Source organism: Pseudomonas petroselini (genome assembly GCF_045037875.1).
In the GTDB taxonomy this organism is placed as follows: Bacteria; Pseudomonadota; Gammaproteobacteria; order Pseudomonadales; family Pseudomonadaceae; genus Aquipseudomonas; species Aquipseudomonas petroselini.
Genome location: NZ_CP173614.1, coordinates 3,281,111 through 3,296,838, shown reverse-complemented (window position 1 = coordinate 3,296,838; position 15,728 = coordinate 3,281,111). Strand labels below are relative to the sequence as shown.

The window sequence follows — 15,728 nt, the reverse complement described above, 5'->3', positions numbered from 1 at the left end:
GCATGTCCAGAAACGGTCCTTTGGCCCTTGGTTTCCACGGTTTGGTGGTGCTGTTCATGATGGCGCCGCTGGTGGTGGTGTGCCTGGTGGCCTTCACGCCCGAAAACACCTTGAGCCTGCCCACGTCGGGCTTCTCGCTGCGCTGGTTTCGCGCGGTGTTCGAGCGGGCGGATTTTATCCAGGCGTTCTATAACAGCCTGATCCTGGCGTTCACCGCTGCGACACTGGCCACCTTGATTGCCGTACCGGCGGCGTTGGCGATCAGCCGGTATTCGTTTGCGGGGCGCAACTTTTTCAGTGCGTTGTTCCTGTCGCCGATCATCATCCCGCACCTGGTGTTGGGCGTGGCCATGCTGCGCTTGTTTGCGCTGATGGGCGTCAACGGGAGTTTTACCTGGCTGATGCTGGCCCATGTGGTGATCATCACGCCGTATGTGCTGCGCCTGGTGCTGGCTGCAGCCATCGGTATTGATCGCAGCGCCGAGCATGCCGCCGAATCCCTGGGGGCTGGCCGTTTCACGCTGTTTCGCCAGATCACCCTGCCGATGATCCTGCCCGGTGTCGCCGGGGGTTGGTTGTTAGCCTTCATCAACAGTTTCGACGAGGTGACGCTGTCGATCTTCGTCAGCTCGCCGGCCACGCAAACCCTGCCGGTGCGCATGTATGTGTACGCCACCGAGTCCATCGACCCGATGATGGCGGCGGTGTCGGCGCTGGTGATTGCGCTGACGGCGGCGACCATGATTCTGCTGGATCGGGTCTACGGCCTGGACCGCGTGCTGGTGGGGAAACATTGATGGCCTTGTTCAAACGCTTAGCCGAGACCGAACGCCCGGTCCTGTCCTTCACCCTGGACGGCCAGCCTGCCAGCGGTTTGCTGGGTGACACGGTGCTCACCGCCGTGCTGACCTGCGCCGAGCACCTGCGCGGCAGTGACTTCAGCGCCGAACCGCGTGCCGGTTTCTGCCTGATGGGCGCGTGCCAGGACTGCTGGGTGCGCCTTGAAGATGGGCGCCGCGTGCGCGCCTGTTCGACGCTGCTGGAAGAAGGTGAGGCGGTCAGCCGCGATCCGGGGCGCCAGCCATGAAGCCGGTGGTGATTGTGGGCGCAGGCCCGGCAGGCATCAGCGCAGCGCGCACCCTGCTCGACCACGGCATCACACCCTGCCTGGTGGATGAGAGCCTGCGCGGTGGCGGGCAGATTTATCGGCGCCAACCCCAAGGTTTCCAACGCACCGCCAGGCAGCTCTACGGATTTGAAGCGAGCAAGGCCCAAGCCGTGCACCGCACCCTGGATGAGCTGGCGCCGCTGATCGACTACCGGCCGCAAACCCTGGTGTGGAACGCCGAGGACGGCCGCCTGGATATGCTCAACAACGGCCGCGCCGAGAGCCTCGACTACGCGCAGATCATCGTCGCCACCGGCGCCACCGACCGCATCCTGCCGGTGCCGGGCTGGACCTTGCCCGGTGTCTACAGCCTCGGCGCGGCGCAGATCGCCTTGAAATACCAGGGCTGCGCCATCGGTGAGCGCGTGGCGTTCTGTGGCAGCGGGCCGTTGTTGTACCTGGTCGCCTATCAGTACGCCAAAGCCGGGGCCAAGGTCGTGGCGGTGCTCGATAGCGCACCGTTCAGCGCGCAGTGCCGAGCGCTGCCGGCGCTGCTCGGGCAACCGGCGACCTTGGCCAAGGGCTTGTATTACCGCGCCTGGCTGACGGCCCATGGGATTGCCGTGCATCAGGGCGCCACGCTCACGCAGATCGAAGGCGAACAGCGGGTCAGCGCTATTCGTTGGGGTGAGCACAGCCTGGCATGCGACGCCGTGGGCTTTGCCCATGCCCTGCGCAGCGAGACGCAACTGGCGGATCTGCTCGGTTGTGAATTCGCCTGGAACACGTTGAACCGCGCCTGGCTTCCACAACGCGACAGCGCCGGGCGCAGCAGTATCAGCGGTGTGTACCTGGCGGGCGACGGCGCCGGGATCATGGGCGCGGACGCCGCGCAGATGGCCGGCGAACGTGCTGCTCTGGCGGTACTGGAGGGCGCGGGCAATGCCATTGATCACCGCCGCCCCGCCGTGTTGGAACAACAACTGGCGGGTATCCAGCGCTTTCGCCAGGGCCTGGAAACCGCGTTTCCTTTCCCTGAGCAGTGGGCGGCACAGGCACCGGATGCGTTGATGGTGTGCCGCTGCGAAGAAGTCAGCGCCGGCGATATACGTGCGGTGGTGGATGAAGGCCACTGGGAAATCAATCGGGTCAAGGCCCACTGTCGCGTCGGCATGGGCCGCTGCCAGGGCCGCATGTGCGGGCCGGCGGCAGCGGAGATAGTCGCCGAGCGCAGCGGCCGGGGCATCGAAAACGTCGGCCGCTTGCGTGGCCAGGCGCCAATCAAGCCGCTGCCGTTTGGCGTGGAGGCGCAGTCATGATCGACGTCATCGTGCTGGGCGGTGGGATTGTCGGCGCGTCGGCGGCCTTGATGCTCGCGCAGAAAGGCCGGCGCGTGGCCTTGGTGGAACGGGACTTCTGTGGCTCGCATTCCAGCGGCGTGAATTATGGCGGTGTGCGCCGCCAGGGCCGGCCATTGCATCAGTTGCCGCTGTCACAGCGCGCCCATCAACTGTGGGCCGACTTGCCGGGCCTGATCGGCATCGACGGCGAATACGTGCGCTCCGGGCATTTGAAGCTGGCGCGCAGTCAGGCTGATTTCGCCGCGTTGCAGGCGTATGCCGAGCAGACCCGTGGCTTTGACCTGGGCTTGCAGTTGCTCGACTACGCCGAACTGCGCGCACGCTTTCCCTGGGTCGGCGATATTGCGGTGGGCGCCTCGTTTTGCCCGCAAGACGGCCACGCCAACCCACGATTGGTGTCCCCGGCCTTCGCCCGTGCCGCGCAGCGCCTTGGCGCATCGGTGTACGAGCAGGCTGAGGTGATTGGCGTAGAACATGACGGCCAGCACTTTCAGGTGCAGTGCGCCAACGGTCTGCACCTGCAAGCGCCCTGGCTGCTGAACTGTGCCGGCGCCTGGGCCGGCACCGTCGCCGCGCAGTTTGGCGAAGCGGTGCCGATCACCTCGGCGCATCCAGCGATGCTGGTCACCGAGCCGCTGCCGGTGGTGATGAATGTGAGCACCGGCGTTGAAGGCGGCGGGATTTATGCGCGGCAGGTCGCCCGGGGCAACTGCATCCTCGGCGGCGGTCGCGGTTTTGCCCTGGGCCCGCTGACCGCGCGGCCGGGGCAGGCAGCGGTGCTGGAGATCCTGCGCAATGCCGGCGAGCTGTACCCGTTCCTCAAGGGTGCCCAGGCGATTCGCACGTGGAGCGGCACCGAAGGTTATCTACCCGATCACGAACCGGTGATCGGCCCCAGCAGCACCCAACCTGGCCTGCTCCATGGCTTCGGCTTTGCCGGCGCCGGGTTCCAGCTCGGTCCCGCGGTGGGTGAAGCCCTGGCAGAGATCGTCTGCAACGGGGCCAGCCGCCAACCCATCGAAGCGTTTTCCATCCGTCGTTTCCAAGCCTGAGAGGAAAAACATCCATGAACCCACGTATTGCGCTGTCCTGCTTGTCCCTCGCCCTGCTCGCGTCCACCGCGCACGCCGCGCCCACGCTGTACCTGGGCATGAACGGCGGCACCATGGAACGGGTGTACGCCGACAAGGTGCTGCCCGCGTTCGAAAAGGCCAATAACGTCAAGGTGGTGATCGTGCCCGGCACCTCGTCGGACATCCTCGCCAAGGTCCAGGCCAACAAAGACAACCCACAGATGCACGTGATGTTCCTCGACGACGGCATCATGTACCGCGCCATCTCCATGGGCCTGTGCGACAAGCTGGCGCCCAGCCCGACCCTGGAACAGATCCCGGCCAAGGCCAGAATCAAGGAGGAAGCCGTGGCCGTGACCCTTGGTGTCACCGGCTTGGGCTACAACGCCAAGATGTTCAAGGAAAAAGGCTGGGCCGCGCCCACCTCATGGATGGACCTGGCCGACCCGCGCTTCAAGGAAAAAGTGGTGTTCCAGTCCCTGGCGTCGTCCACCTTCGGCCTGCACGGCTTCCTGATGTTCAACCGCATCCAGGGCGGCGACGAAACCAATGTCGAGCCCGGCTTCAAGGCCTGGCCGAAAACCGTCGGCCCCAACGTGCTGGAATACATCGCCAGCTCGGCGAAAATCTCCGAGATGGTGCAGACCGACGAAGCCGCGATCTTCCCCCTCACCCCGACCCAGGTCGCCACCCAGAAACTGCTCGGCGTGCCGATGGAATATGCACAACCCAAGGAAGGCGCGGTGGTGCTGAACGTGGCCGAATGCGTGATCGCGCGCAACGACCAACCGGAACTGGCGCAGAAACTCGCGGCCTTTTTGCTGACCGCCGAGGCCCAGGCACCAGCGTTGGAGGAAGGTGACCAGATTCCGTCGAACCCGACCACACCAACCACCGACAAGACCCGGGCGCGTGTGGAAGCCATGCAGGGTTACTTGCAGACCGCGATTTCGATTGATTGGGACCAGGTCAACCAAGCGCGGCCGGAGTGGAATGCGCGGTGGAGTCGGTCGATTGAGCGGTAGAACTTCATAACCCTGCCCGGCGCCGAACTCGTTGACGCTGGGTACGGATTATCTTCGCGATGCGCAGACGCTGTTGACGAAGCTTTACCCATTCAGCTCGGGCTTCTCGGTGACGTTTACTATTGATCAGCAATAGAGCCAGCAGCGGGAATAACAGGCCTAGCACATAGAACACCTTGTGAGGGCGGTGTTCGATGGTCGGTAAAACACCCAACAGACTAAGCACCATCAGAACTACCGGGATCCATAGCCAGCTTGGATAGCCACGCACGATCATGAAGTTGCAGTGAGCAATAAGAAAAGCCAAACCGAGCACCGAAAAAAAGGAATATTTGAGATTTTCGCCAACAGGCAATCCACGAAAATAACCGTCAAACATCATAGGTACGCCAACGGCAACGGCGAAGCCTTGAGCAAAAAGCGCTGCCATATGAACGGGAAAGTAACGTTTCAGAAAACACCAGAACTCCTCAATCGTCATCAGAAAGATCATTCTTCAAACTCCTCATAGAGGCCTACGGCAACGGTGTGAAAATTTCCGGATACAGCACTGCCCATTACAGTCATTGATGCGCCTAGAACATCTTTAATTTGAGTTACTGTCGCGTGACGCAGCTTTGCTGGTGTCAGTCGCTTAGGTAAATGTCCTTCCAACTGCCTCAACTTCAACATTTTCGAAGATAGATGTGGGTGTTGAATACTCAGTAACTCCTTCGTCAGCTTCGCTCGCTCTTGTCGGGTAAGCCCCCTCAGTACCTGCTGCCAATTCTTTCCGGTACTCACCTTCGTCGCTTTAACCATTCTCAGGGTTGTCAGGAACGAGGTACCTGCACCCACCAGTGCGACAGCGTCCAATGCAGCGGTTGTGTGTTGGTACCAGGGTTCACTGTCCAATGATTCGTTGTTCGAAGGCTCGGTGAGCTCGTTGTACACACGGTATCCGCCAACGACACATTGAACGAAACTTGCCGCAGCAGAGGTGTAACCAACAGCGGCAATCACTGAACTGGCGCCAGCCGAAAATGGAATGGCAGCGGTTCCACTTACCGCGACAATCCAACCTAAAACCGCACTCCCACACGCCAATCCCATCCCAAGCGCCTCGAATACAAGGTGCGACTCTCGTGGCTCATGCTCCAACCGGCGCACAAAATCCGCCTGCGCCATCGACGCCGGCATTTCCCGCAAGATCACTCGCTTGGGCAACACCCGGCAAATCGGTTGAAACTCACGCAACGTTAAGGGCCACAGATTGGAATCGAGATACACCACCCCCGCCCCGGCAATCGCCGGATCGGCGTCAATAGCCGCAAACAACCGGCGCAGATCAATGCTGCTTTCCACCCGCTCGCGAGTGGTGAGGTGAGCCTTAGGGAAACCGTCCTTCAATACACTGGTAGCCATTCCTTTACTCCTGAACGCACAAGAGTGCAGAGCGTAAAGAATCGATATCCTGCTGGAATGTAGGAAGATTTCCTTTTTCTGGACGGGCACTTCCTGATCGCCTTCCTGCGCCTTGTGGGCAATCCCATAAATCGGAAAAGTACTCCCGCGCCACTATCGGCGGATGACAAAACAAGGAGCGGACATGACAACCGATATGTTTTTGAAGCTGGGAGACATCAAGGGCGAGTCCAGGGACCAGGCGCATCGCGATGAAATCGATATTTCCCGCTGGGGCTGGAGGATGACCCAGTCAGGCTCGATGCACAGTGGCACGGGCGGTGGTGCCGGCAAGGTTGATATGGCCAACATCGCGATTGAAAAGTCGTTGGATAAATCCTCGCCCAACCTCATGATGGCGTGCGCAACCGGCAAGCATTACCCCGAGGCGCGAATCGTGGTGCGCAAGGCCGGGGGCGATAGCAGCGTGGAGTACCTGGTGATCACCTTGAAGGAAGTCATGGTCGCCTCCTACGACACCCGCGCTGCGGCAACCAATGATGTGCTGACAGAGGAAATCAGCCTTAACTTCGCCAAGGTGGACGTCAGCTACCAGCCGCAGAAAGCCGATGGCGGTAAGGATGGTGGGCCTATCCGGTTTGGCTGGAGTATTCGCGAGAACATCAAGATCTAGAAGCATGCTCGCGTGCACTGGAGTGTGAAGCGCCCCTGAAAGCCGGCGACTGCTACGCAGTCGAACGGGAGCAAGCTCCCTCGCCACAGTTAAAATGCATCTAATGAGGAACGATAGGCAGCGCTCGCTTATGCGCTGTTTTCGCATAGGCCCCCTCAACAATCGCTTTCACCCGCTCACTCACCGGCTCGCCCATCAGGTACGCGTCGATCTCTGCATAGGTGCAGCCATACGCATGTTCGTCTAACTTGCCGGGCACCAACTCTTCCAGATCGGCAGTAGGGTGTTTATGCACCAGGTTGACCGGGGCACCGAGGGCGCTGGCCAACAGGCGCACTTGGGTCTTGGTCAGGCCCGACAGCGGGGCCAGGTCACAGGCGCCGTCGCCAAACTTGGTGAAAAAGCCCATCAGCGCTTCGGCGCCATGGTCGGTGCCAACCACCAGGCCGCTGTGCAGGTTGGCCACGGCGTATTGCGCGATCATGCGGGTGCGGGCCTTGACGTTTCCCTTGATGAAATCGACGTGTTCGGCGCTGGCTTCGGTGGCGGTCAGGCTGGCCATCAGGCCGTCGACGCTGGCGGCGATGTTCAGGGTGTCGATGTGGTCCGGGGTGATGAAGTCCAGGGAGGACTGGGCGTCGCGTTCATCGGCCTGGGTCTTGTAGGGCAGGCGCATGGCGATAAAGCGTGCGGCGTACGCCTCGCTGCGCAGTTGCTGTACCGCCAGTTGGCACAGGCGGCCGGCGGTCAGCGAGTCCACGCCGCCGCTGATGCCAAGCACCAGGGCCTTGCAGCCTGAGTGGCGCAAGGTGGCCTTGATGAAGTCAATGCGCCGTTGGATTTCCTCGGGCTCGCCGCCTTGGACCAGCGCGCGGTTGATGTTCAGTTCTCGTGCGATACGGTCTTGCATGTCACACCTCCACACTGCCAACGTTGAACACTTGTGCTGCGTACTGCAAAAACGAGGCGTCTTCGCAGACGTTCTTGACCGGGTCATCGGAGAATTTCACCACCGGCTCGCCGTGTACCCGCACCAGCTTCATCACGATGCTCAGCGGCTCGACGCCTTCCACATCGCAGGCCAGGCTGGTGCCCATGCCGAACCCGAACTTGGCCTTGCCGCGTACGTGGCGCAGGATCGGCAGGCATTTCTCGAAGTTCAGGCCGTCGGAGAACATCAGGTCCTTGGTCATCGGGTCGATGCCCAATTGCTTGTAGCGCGTGAGCACCTTGTCGGCCCAGGCGATGGGATCACCGGAATCCTGGCGCAGACCGTCGTACAGTTTGGCGAAGTACAGGTCGAAGTCCTTGAGGAAAAAGTCGGTGCTGATGCAGTCGGTCAGGGCGATCCCGAGGCGACCACGGTATTCACGTACCCAGTTTTCCAGCGCGGCATTCTGGCTTTCGCGCAGCCGGCCCAGCTGCTGGTGCACCATCAGCCATTGGTGGGCCATGGTGCCGATCAGCGGCAGGTCGAATTCGTAGGCCAGGTGTGCGTTGCTGGTGCCGACGAACTGGCCGGGGAAGTCGCGACGCATGATGTCGACCACTTCGCGCTGGGCCTTGAACGACAGGCGCCGGCGCGTGGAGAAGTCGGAGACGCGCAAGTCGGCCAGTTCATCGCGGCTGAGGTTTTTCTCCAGCCAGTCGAACTTCTGGTAGAGCTTGCGGGTGACGTCTTCGAGGGTCACGTCAGGGTATTTGTCGCGGTTGCGCAGTTCGCTGACCAGGGCCAGTACCGGCTGTTCGAACATGATGCAGTGCAGCATCGGGCCGACCACGCGGATGTTCAGCTGGCCGTCGACTTCACTGACGTGGATATAGCGCAGGTTGAAGCGGAACAGACCGAGGAAGCGCTCGTAATCCGGGGTGAGGTATTCGCGAAAGCGTGGGTTGAACAGAAAGCGCAGCTCGCCTTCGCGCATGTGCAGGCCGGCCATTTTTTCAAGTTCGGCGCGCAGCTCGGGGATCAGGTGGCCGAGTTTTTCCCTCGAACGGACGATGAAGTTGTACTCGACATCGACATTCGGGTGCTGGTGCAACACGGCCTGCATCATAGTGAAGGTGTAGTAGTCGGTGTCGAGCAAGCCCTGGATCACCGGGGACTCGTAGTCGTATGCACTTTCCATGGTGTCTCTCCTTAACGCGTGGCCATCGCGGCCAGTTCTTCGCGGGTGCTGCTGATGACGGCACCGGCCTTGAGCAATTCATTGACGGCCCGTACGCCGCCCTCTTCCGTGATGCCCCTGCATGCCGGCAGGTGCAGGACCACGTCCAGGCCGGCCTTGAGCAGTTGCAACGCGGTGGTCTTGACGCAGTAGTCCAGCGCCAGGCCGCCGACGATCACGCGGGTGACGCCCTGGGCCTTGAGGTACTCAATGACGCCGGTGGACAGCTTGTCGTGCAGGTCGTGGTAGCAGGCACCGTAGGGGTGCAGGTCGGGTTCGACGCCTTTCCAGATGAAGTAATCGTAGTCATAGGGCGTGGGCAACGCGTCCAGCAGGGTGAAGCCTTCGGTGCCAGGGACGCAGTGGCTCACCCAGGTCACATCGGCATGAGCCAGGCCGGTGGGTTGCAGCATCTCGCTGTGCTGCGACACCACCCAGGGAGCGTGTGGGGTGTGGGCGTCCTTGCTGCCGACGCGATGGCCGGCGAGGCTGGCCATGTAGTTGAGTTCGGCACCGATCTGGTCACCGCCGGCCACAGGCAACTCGTTGGGGCACAGTGGCGTGAAGCTCTTCTGGGCGTCGACGTCGAATGAAGCAATGGCGGTTTTCGCGAGGGTCATGGCGTTTCTCCTGTGGCCTGGAAACAAAAGTACACGTCATGTACTTTCATTGCAAGAAACATTTGGTTATCTATCCTGGCGTCAGTACATGACATATCTGTTTGATCCGTTAGACTGTGCCCCATTGTTATTCGCAAGGAGCTCACATGCCGCTTAGCGCCTACCTCCACACCGTCGACCTGTGCGTACTGTTCTACTGCCGCCGCGCGGGCGAATTGAAGCTGCTGCTGAACAAACGCGACGCCGAGCCGTTCGCCGGGCACTGGGCGTTGCCGGGGGTGGTGGTGAATGGCGGCGTGCAAGATCTGCGCCTCCAGGATGCGGTGGAGCGCTTGCGGGCGAGTGACAAGGTAGGGTTTGAACTGGCCTGGAGCGAGCAAGTCGGCACGGTGGGCGATGCGTTTCGCGACCCGCGTTGCTGGTCGTCGTCCACGTACTACCTGGCGATCGTGGCGGATGAGGTGACGCTCGGCGAGCATCAAGCCTGGTATTCACTGAATGCCGTGGCGGACGGCAGCATCAAGCTGCCGTTCGATCACAACATGATCGTGGCATCGGTACAGGAACGCCTGTTTTCAAAGTCGCTGTACAGCAGCTTGCCGCTGATGTTCCTGGGCAATGAATTCAGCGCGCCGGAGGCGACCACGATCTTTTCCCTGGTGCTCGCACGGCCGGTGTTGAAGACCAGTATTCGCCAGCGCATGTTGAAGCTGACCGAGGCGGGGTATCTGCGGGAGACGGGGCGCAAGAAGCAGGGTGAAGGCGGCAGGCCCCAGGCGACGGTGGAAAACCTGAAGCCTGGGGACATTTACTTCTTTGATCGAAGTTTCGCCGAGTAGGCGGCGTCAATTCATCCAGTTGCCGCCATCGACGTTGTAGGTCTGGGCCACCACATAGTCGGCCTCCTGCGAGGCCAGGAAGATCGCCATCCCGGTCAAATCTTCCGCCGTGCCCATCCGTCCAAAGGGCACCTCATCCCCTACACGCTTTTTCTTCTCCCCGGGTGCCAGACCCTCATGCTTGGCAAACAACGCGTCCACCCCATCCCAATGTTCCCCATCCACCACGCCCGGTGCGATGGCGTTGACGTTGATGCCCTGCTTGATCAGGTTCAGCCCCGCCGATTGCGTCAGGCTGATCACCGCTGCCTTGGTCGCACAGTAGACCGCCACCAGCGCCTCGCCCCGGCGCCCGGCCTGGCTGGCCATGTTGATGATCTTGCCGCCGTGGCCCTGGCTGATCATCTGCCGCGCGGCGGCCTGCAGGGTGAACAGCGTGCCGGCGACGTTGATCGAGAACAGCCGTTCATAGCTTTCACGGGTAATGTCGACGATGGGCGCCAGGTCGAACAGCGCCGCGTTGTTGATCAAAATATCCAGCTTGCCGGCCTGGGCCACCACGGCGGCAATCGCGCCGTCGATGGACGCTTGGTCGGTGACGTCCATGGCTACCGCATAGGCTTGTGGGCCCAGCTCAGCCGCTGTGGCCTGGGCCCGTTGCAGGTTGATATCGGCGATGGCCACCGTGGCGCCTTCGGCGATATAGGCCTGGGCGAAGGCGCGGCCGATACCGCGCGCCGATCCGGTGATCAGCGCGCTCTTACCTTCCAGTCGTTTCATGGGTATGTCCCGTCAAAAATCACTTCGGATAACCGGCGCGTTTCATCTCGCGCTCGGTGGTGGACTGCGCTTGCAGCAGGGCCTGGTCAACCGACATGCCGCCGGTCAGCGCCGCCGAGAACAGCTTGCCGACCGAGGTGCCGATGGCCTGGAACTCAGGGATCGTCACGTATTGAATGCCCACGTACGGCACCGGCTTGGCTGATGGGTGCGCGGGGTCGGCGTGTTTCATCATTTCCAGGGTCACCTGGGCAAACGGGGCGGCCTTCAGGTACGCCTCGTTGTAGGTGGACTGGCGGGTGCCAGGCGGTACGTTGGTGATGCCTTCCTTGTCGGCGACCAGTTGGATGTAATCCTTGGAAGTCGCCCAACTGATAAAGGCCTTGGCGGCGTCCTTGTGCTTGGACGTGGCCGGGATCGCCAGGGACCAGGCGTAGAGCCATGACGAGCCTTTATCGGTGACTTCGGTCGGCGCAGCGGCAAAACCGACGTTGTCGGCGACCTTGCTCTGGCTTTTATCGGTGGTGAAGGAACCGGCCACGCTGGCATCGACCCAGATCGCGCACTTGCCGCTGTTGAACAGCGCCAGGGTTTCGTTGAAGCCGTTGCTGGACACGCCCGGCGGGCCGTATTGCTTGAGGGTGTTGACGTAGAAATTGGCCGCGGCGGTCCACTCGGGACTGGTCAGCTCAGGCTTCCACTGCTCGTCAAACCAGCGTGCGCCAAAGGCGTTGGCCATGGTGCTCAGCAAGGCGATGTTCTCGCCCCAACCGGCCTTGCCGCGCAGGCACATGCCGTATTGGTCCTTATCCTTGGCGGTGAGCTTGGAGGCGAACTCGCCGAGCTGGGTCCAGGTAGGATGCGACGGCATAGTCAAGCCTGCCTGCTTGAACAGGTCGGTGCGGTAATAGGTGACGGTGCTTTCGCCATAGAACGGCAAGGCGTACAGGGTGTTATTGACCGACAGGCCTTGGCGTACCGAGGGGAAGATATCGTCGGCGTCGTAATCGGCGGGCAGCTGGGTCAGCGGTTCCAACCAGTGCTTGGCCCCCCAGAGCGGGGTTTCGTAAGTGCCGATGGTCAGCACGTCGAACTGCCCGCCCTGGGTGGCGATATCGGTGGTGAGGCGCTGGCGCAGCACATTTTCTTCCAGCACCACCCAGTTGAGCTTGATGTCCGGGTGCTGTGCTTCGAACACCTTGGACAGGCGCTGCATGCGGATCATGTCGCTGTTGTTGACCGTGGCGATGGTGACGGTGTCAGCAGCCTGGCCGGGCATGGCCACTGCCAGGCCGGAAAGCAGGAACAACGCTTGCGGGAGCTTGAACATAGCGGTTTCCACCTGTTGTTTTTGTTGTTGAGGGCCGATTACAGCAGCTTGGCCAGGCCCTCACAAACGCAGGGCGGATGCTCGACTGATACTTTTTTAACCGTCGCCTGTCAGTTAAAAAAGTATCAGTGCCAAGCGAAACCGGGGGTAGCGCGGGTATCGCCAACCCGCGTATTTTGAGGCGAGTCCACCCATACAAGAGGCATTACCATGCCCATCAGCCGCGCCCAACTGTTCGAACACCGTCCCGCCGAACTCGAAGTGATCCTGCCCGAACCGGATCATTGCTTTCGCTGGTTCGAACACGACTATCCCTATGAGCTGGCGCGCTGGAACCACCACCCTGAATTCGAAATCCACCTGATCCGCCAGGGCAACGGCAAGCTGGTGGCCGGCGACTACATTGGTGCGTTCAGTGCCGGGCATGTGGCACTGATCGGCCCCGATCTGCCCCACGACTGGATCGGTGAGCTGGCGCCCGGCGAATACCTGAGCGGCCGCGACGTGGTGCTGCAATTCGACGGCGCCGCCCTCCTCGCCCTGCGCAAGACGCTTCCGGAGCTCGGGGACCTCTCGGCGTTGTTCGAACAGGCCCGTCGTGGCCTGGAATTTATTGGCGAGGCCGCTGTAAAGGCAGCGCACTTGATGGAAGACATCGGCAACGCCCAGGGCCTGCAACGGTTGATCCTGTTCCTGCAACTGCTCGACAGCCTGAAAAATGCGCCGACGCAACAGGTCAAGGCCCTGGCCAGCCCCTGCTATGCGCCGACCCTGGACGCACGCAGCGCCGAACGCATCAACAAGGCGTTCGACTATTTGATGCGCGAGTTGACGGGCGATGTGCGCCTGTCGGTGATCGCACAACAATTGGACATGAGCGAACCGGGCTTCTCGCGTTTCTTCAAGCGCAACACCGGCCACGGTTTTATCGACTTGATGCGCAAGTTCCGCGTGCAACGCGCCTGCCGGCTGTTGCTGCAAAGTGATATGTCGGTGGCCGATATCTGCTTTGAAGTGGGCTACGCCAACCTGTCCAATTTCAACCGGCACTTCCGGATCGAAATGAACCAGACACCGAGTGACTATCGGCGGGAAACAGCCATGCACCTGTTCCAGCGCATTGAAAAAATGACACCCAGTCAATTCTGACCAAAAGGTCGACTAATCCCGTTTTTTTGCAGGCTGATCAATCGATTGAGCAAAGTTGGTACAACCTGTGCAAACGTTTGCGGTATGAACTTGGCCACCCAGTTCACCTCTCCCCGAAGCATCGGGTCTAAACCGCGTACGAATAGGGATTTTCAATGCACTTCACCTCAAGGCGTCCTACCCCCTTTGGTGTTTCCTTGCTACTGGCTGCCGTTACGGGAGTACTCAGCGCTCCCATTTTGGCGCAGGAAAAACCTGTCGATGACTCAGCACAGGGCGAAACGCTCAGCCCTGAGGCAAACCCGGCAAAAAAAGGCGTGTACCTGTCGGACTGGTTCAACCAGGACCTGACGTTGATCGGCAGCAAAGACATCAGCTTCGGCCCCAAGCCGCAGGATGATATCTACCTGGAGTACGAATACTTCGGCCGCAAAGGGCCCTTCGAGCTGTACGGCTATATCGACGTGCCGAAGATCCTCACCATCGGCAACAGCAATGACAAAGGCGTATGGGACCATGGCTCGCCCGTGTTCATGGAGCATGAGCCACGTATCTCCATCGACTACCTCGCAGGCCGCAGCCTCGCCATCGGGCCGTTCAAGGAATGGTATGTCGCGTTCGACTGGATCTACGACCATGGCAGCAATAAGGAAAATCGCGCCAACACCCTGTACAGCGGCCTCGGCACCGACATTGACACCCACTCGCGAGTCAACCTGTCGGCCAACTTCTACGGGCGTTACCAGTGGGAAAACTATGGTGCCAGCAATGAATATTCCTGGGACGGTTACCGCGCGCAAATGAAGTACATCGTGCCCATCGGCAAATTCGACAACGGCGCCTCACTGACCTATATCGGCTTCACCAACTACGATTTCGGCTCGGACCTGCACAAGGACAACCCGGCGCGCACCGCCAATTCCGTGGTGGCCACCAACGTGCTGCTGTATTCGTTTACCCACCTGCGGTTCACCCTGGTCGGCCGTTACTTCCATAACGGCGGCAACTGGGAAGACGGCAGCGAGTTGAATTTCGGCGAAGGCAACTTCCGCGCCCGCTCCGACGGCTGGGGTTATTACGCCGGCGTGGGCTACCAATTCTGATCAAGGAGCTATAGATGAAAGCATTTACCCGTCGCTCTGTTACCGGCTTCTCGATGGCTGTCGGCCTGGCGCTGCTGCCCCACGTGGTGCTGGCGAATACACCTGCGCCGATCAAACCCAAGGTGATGCTGATCACCATGTTCGCCCCCGAGGCGCAAACCTGGATCGATCGCCTGGAACTCAAGCAGGAAGTGCGTGTACCAGGGCTGTCCGCCGAATACCCGGTGATCCGCTGCAACACCCAGGACGTGTGCCTGCTGGTGACGGGCATGGGCCAGACCAATGCCGCCGCGTCCACGTTGGCATTGGCGCTGTCGCCCAAGTTCGACCTGCGCCAGAGCTACTTCCTGATCGCCGGGATCGCCGGGATCAACCCCAAGCATGGGACTATCGGCACCGCCGCCTGGGCGCATTACCTGGTGGAGTTCGGCACCCAGTGGGAGCTGGATTCACGGGACGCGCCCAAGGATTGGCCGACCGGCTATATCGGCATCAACACCAAGGGCCCCAACGAAAAACCACCGTTGGACTACAAGACCGAAGTGTTTGAGCTGAATCCCAAATTGCAGGCCAAGGCCTTCGCCTTGTCGCACAACGTCGAGCTGACGGAAAGCAAGGAATCAAGCGCCTGGCGCAAACACTACCCCGCCGCCCCTGCCAACCAACCGCCGCAGGTCACCCGCTGCGACACGCTGGCCGGCAATACCTGGTTCTCCGGCACACGCCTCAGCGAACGTGCCGAAGTCTGGACCAAGCTGCTGACCGACAACAAAGGTGAATACTGCACCACCCAACAGGAAGACAACTCCACCTATGAAGCGTTGCTGCGCGCCAGCCGCGAAGGCTTGGTGGATATCCAGCGCCTGGCGGTGGTACGTGCCGGCTCGGACTTCGACCGCCCTTACCCTGGCTACAGCGAAGTGGACAACCTGCTGAAATACGCCGATCAAGGCGGCTTCGTGCCGGCGCTCGAGAACCTGTATCGCACGGGCAACCCGTTGGTACAGGCGATCCTGAAGAACTGGTCGGCCTGGGAGAAAGGTGTTCCCGAAGCTTGATGGAGATCGACAGGTGGGAGGAGCAAGCCCCCTCCCA

17 protein-coding genes are annotated in these 15,728 nt (G+C 61.0%); 10 read left to right on the top strand and 7 right to left on the bottom strand.

Annotated elements, in window-relative coordinates; all coding sequences use genetic code 11:
* The first annotated feature begins 2 nt into the window (after nt 1–2).
* The 5 genes from ACI512_RS15445 to ACI512_RS15425 are packed head-to-tail and all read left to right on the top strand — an operon-like array spanning nt 3 to nt 4,567.
* Nucleotides 3–797, top strand: coding sequence for an ABC transporter permease (locus ACI512_RS15445; RefSeq protein ID WP_046036242.1), 795 nt, complete (start codon nt 3–5; stop codon nt 795–797).
* Entirely contained in the window at nt 797–1,087 is a 291-nt protein-coding gene (locus tag ACI512_RS15440; RefSeq protein ID WP_236381227.1) for a (2Fe-2S)-binding protein, read from the top strand. Before ACI512_RS15445 ends, ACI512_RS15440 begins: the two co-directional genes overlap by 1 nt.
* On the top strand, nt 1,084–2,427 hold the full coding sequence (locus ACI512_RS15435) for an FAD-dependent oxidoreductase (protein WP_405121863.1): 1,344 nt from the start codon (nt 1,084–1,086) through the stop codon (nt 2,425–2,427). The genes ACI512_RS15440 and ACI512_RS15435 overlap by 4 nt, the downstream gene beginning before the upstream one ends.
* The gene (locus tag ACI512_RS15430) at nt 2,424–3,521 is read left to right on the top strand and encodes an FAD-binding oxidoreductase (protein ID WP_236381229.1); all 1,098 of its coding nucleotides are present in this window, start codon (nt 2,424–2,426) and stop codon (nt 3,519–3,521) included. The genes ACI512_RS15435 and ACI512_RS15430 overlap by 4 nt, the downstream gene beginning before the upstream one ends.
* 14 nt (nt 3,522–3,535) lie before the next feature.
* Complete coding sequence (locus tag ACI512_RS15425; RefSeq protein ID WP_236381230.1) at nt 3,536–4,567, top strand: ABC transporter substrate-binding protein; 1,032 nt, start codon at nt 3,536–3,538, stop codon at nt 4,565–4,567.
* A 4-nt stretch (nt 4,568–4,571) separates the two neighbouring features.
* Here ACI512_RS15425 and ACI512_RS15420 read toward each other — a convergent pair whose 3' ends face one another.
* Entirely contained in the window at nt 4,572–5,060 is a 489-nt protein-coding gene (locus ACI512_RS15420; RefSeq protein ID WP_236381231.1) for a hypothetical protein, read from the bottom strand.
* A complete protein-coding gene (locus tag ACI512_RS15415; RefSeq protein WP_236381232.1) occupies nt 5,057–5,971 on the bottom strand; it encodes an NAD synthetase in 915 nt (304 codons plus the stop codon). Before ACI512_RS15415 ends, ACI512_RS15420 begins: the two co-directional genes overlap by 4 nt.
* A 184-nt stretch (nt 5,972–6,155) precedes the next feature.
* Here ACI512_RS15415 and ACI512_RS15410 point away from each other — a divergent pair, with 184 nt between their 5' ends.
* Entirely contained in the window at nt 6,156–6,644 is a 489-nt protein-coding gene (locus ACI512_RS15410) for a type VI secretion system tube protein Hcp (protein ID WP_064054518.1), read from the top strand.
* Nucleotides 6,645–6,744: 100 nt separating this feature from the next.
* Here the strand turns inward: ACI512_RS15410 and nadE are convergent, their stop codons facing one another.
* From nadE to ACI512_RS15395, 3 genes are read right to left on the bottom strand one after another with little or no spacing between them, the layout of a single operon-like run.
* Nucleotides 6,745–7,554: an ammonia-dependent NAD(+) synthetase gene (gene nadE, locus ACI512_RS15405; protein ID WP_236381234.1), complete on the bottom strand. Its 810-nt coding sequence runs from the start codon at nt 7,552–7,554 to the stop codon at nt 6,745–6,747.
* Nucleotide 7,555: 1 nt separating this feature from the next.
* The gene (gene pncB / locus ACI512_RS15400) at nt 7,556–8,773 is read right to left on the bottom strand and encodes a nicotinate phosphoribosyltransferase (protein WP_236381236.1); all 1,218 of its coding nucleotides are present in this window, start codon (nt 8,771–8,773) and stop codon (nt 7,556–7,558) included.
* An 11-nt stretch (nt 8,774–8,784) separates the two neighbouring features.
* Nucleotides 8,785–9,432, bottom strand: coding sequence for a nicotinamidase (locus ACI512_RS15395; RefSeq protein ID WP_046036236.1), 648 nt, complete (start codon nt 9,430–9,432; stop codon nt 8,785–8,787).
* 146 nt (nt 9,433–9,578) lie between these two features.
* Between ACI512_RS15395 and ACI512_RS15390 the strand changes: the two genes are divergently transcribed.
* Nucleotides 9,579–10,271, top strand: a complete 693-nt coding sequence (locus tag ACI512_RS15390) for an NUDIX hydrolase (RefSeq protein WP_012723691.1) — start codon at nt 9,579–9,581, stop codon at nt 10,269–10,271.
* A gap of 6 nt (nt 10,272–10,277) precedes the next feature.
* Here the strand turns inward: ACI512_RS15390 and ACI512_RS15385 are convergent, their stop codons facing one another.
* On the bottom strand, nt 10,278–11,051 hold the full coding sequence (locus ACI512_RS15385; protein ID WP_236381238.1) for an L-iditol 2-dehydrogenase: 774 nt from the start codon (nt 11,049–11,051) through the stop codon (nt 10,278–10,280).
* Nucleotides 11,052–11,070: 19 nt separating this feature from the next.
* Complete coding sequence (locus ACI512_RS15380; protein ID WP_236381240.1) at nt 11,071–12,381, bottom strand: sugar ABC transporter substrate-binding protein; 1,311 nt, start codon at nt 12,379–12,381, stop codon at nt 11,071–11,073.
* 210 nt (nt 12,382–12,591) lie between these two features.
* Between ACI512_RS15380 and ACI512_RS15375 the strand changes: the two genes are divergently transcribed.
* From ACI512_RS15375 to ACI512_RS15365, 3 genes are all read left to right on the top strand, one after another.
* Complete coding sequence (locus tag ACI512_RS15375; protein ID WP_236381241.1) at nt 12,592–13,530, top strand: AraC family transcriptional regulator; 939 nt, start codon at nt 12,592–12,594, stop codon at nt 13,528–13,530.
* A gap of 155 nt (nt 13,531–13,685) precedes the next feature.
* Nucleotides 13,686–14,633 carry a nucleoside-specific channel-forming protein Tsx gene (locus ACI512_RS15370; protein ID WP_046036232.1) on the top strand — a complete coding sequence of 316 codons (948 nt, stop codon included), beginning with the start codon at nt 13,686–13,688 and terminating at the stop codon, nt 14,631–14,633.
* Between the two features lie 14 nt (nt 14,634–14,647).
* Nucleotides 14,648–15,691, top strand: coding sequence for a purine nucleoside permease (locus ACI512_RS15365; protein WP_236381242.1), 1,044 nt, complete (start codon nt 14,648–14,650; stop codon nt 15,689–15,691).
* Nucleotides 15,692–15,728 lie beyond the last annotated feature (37 nt).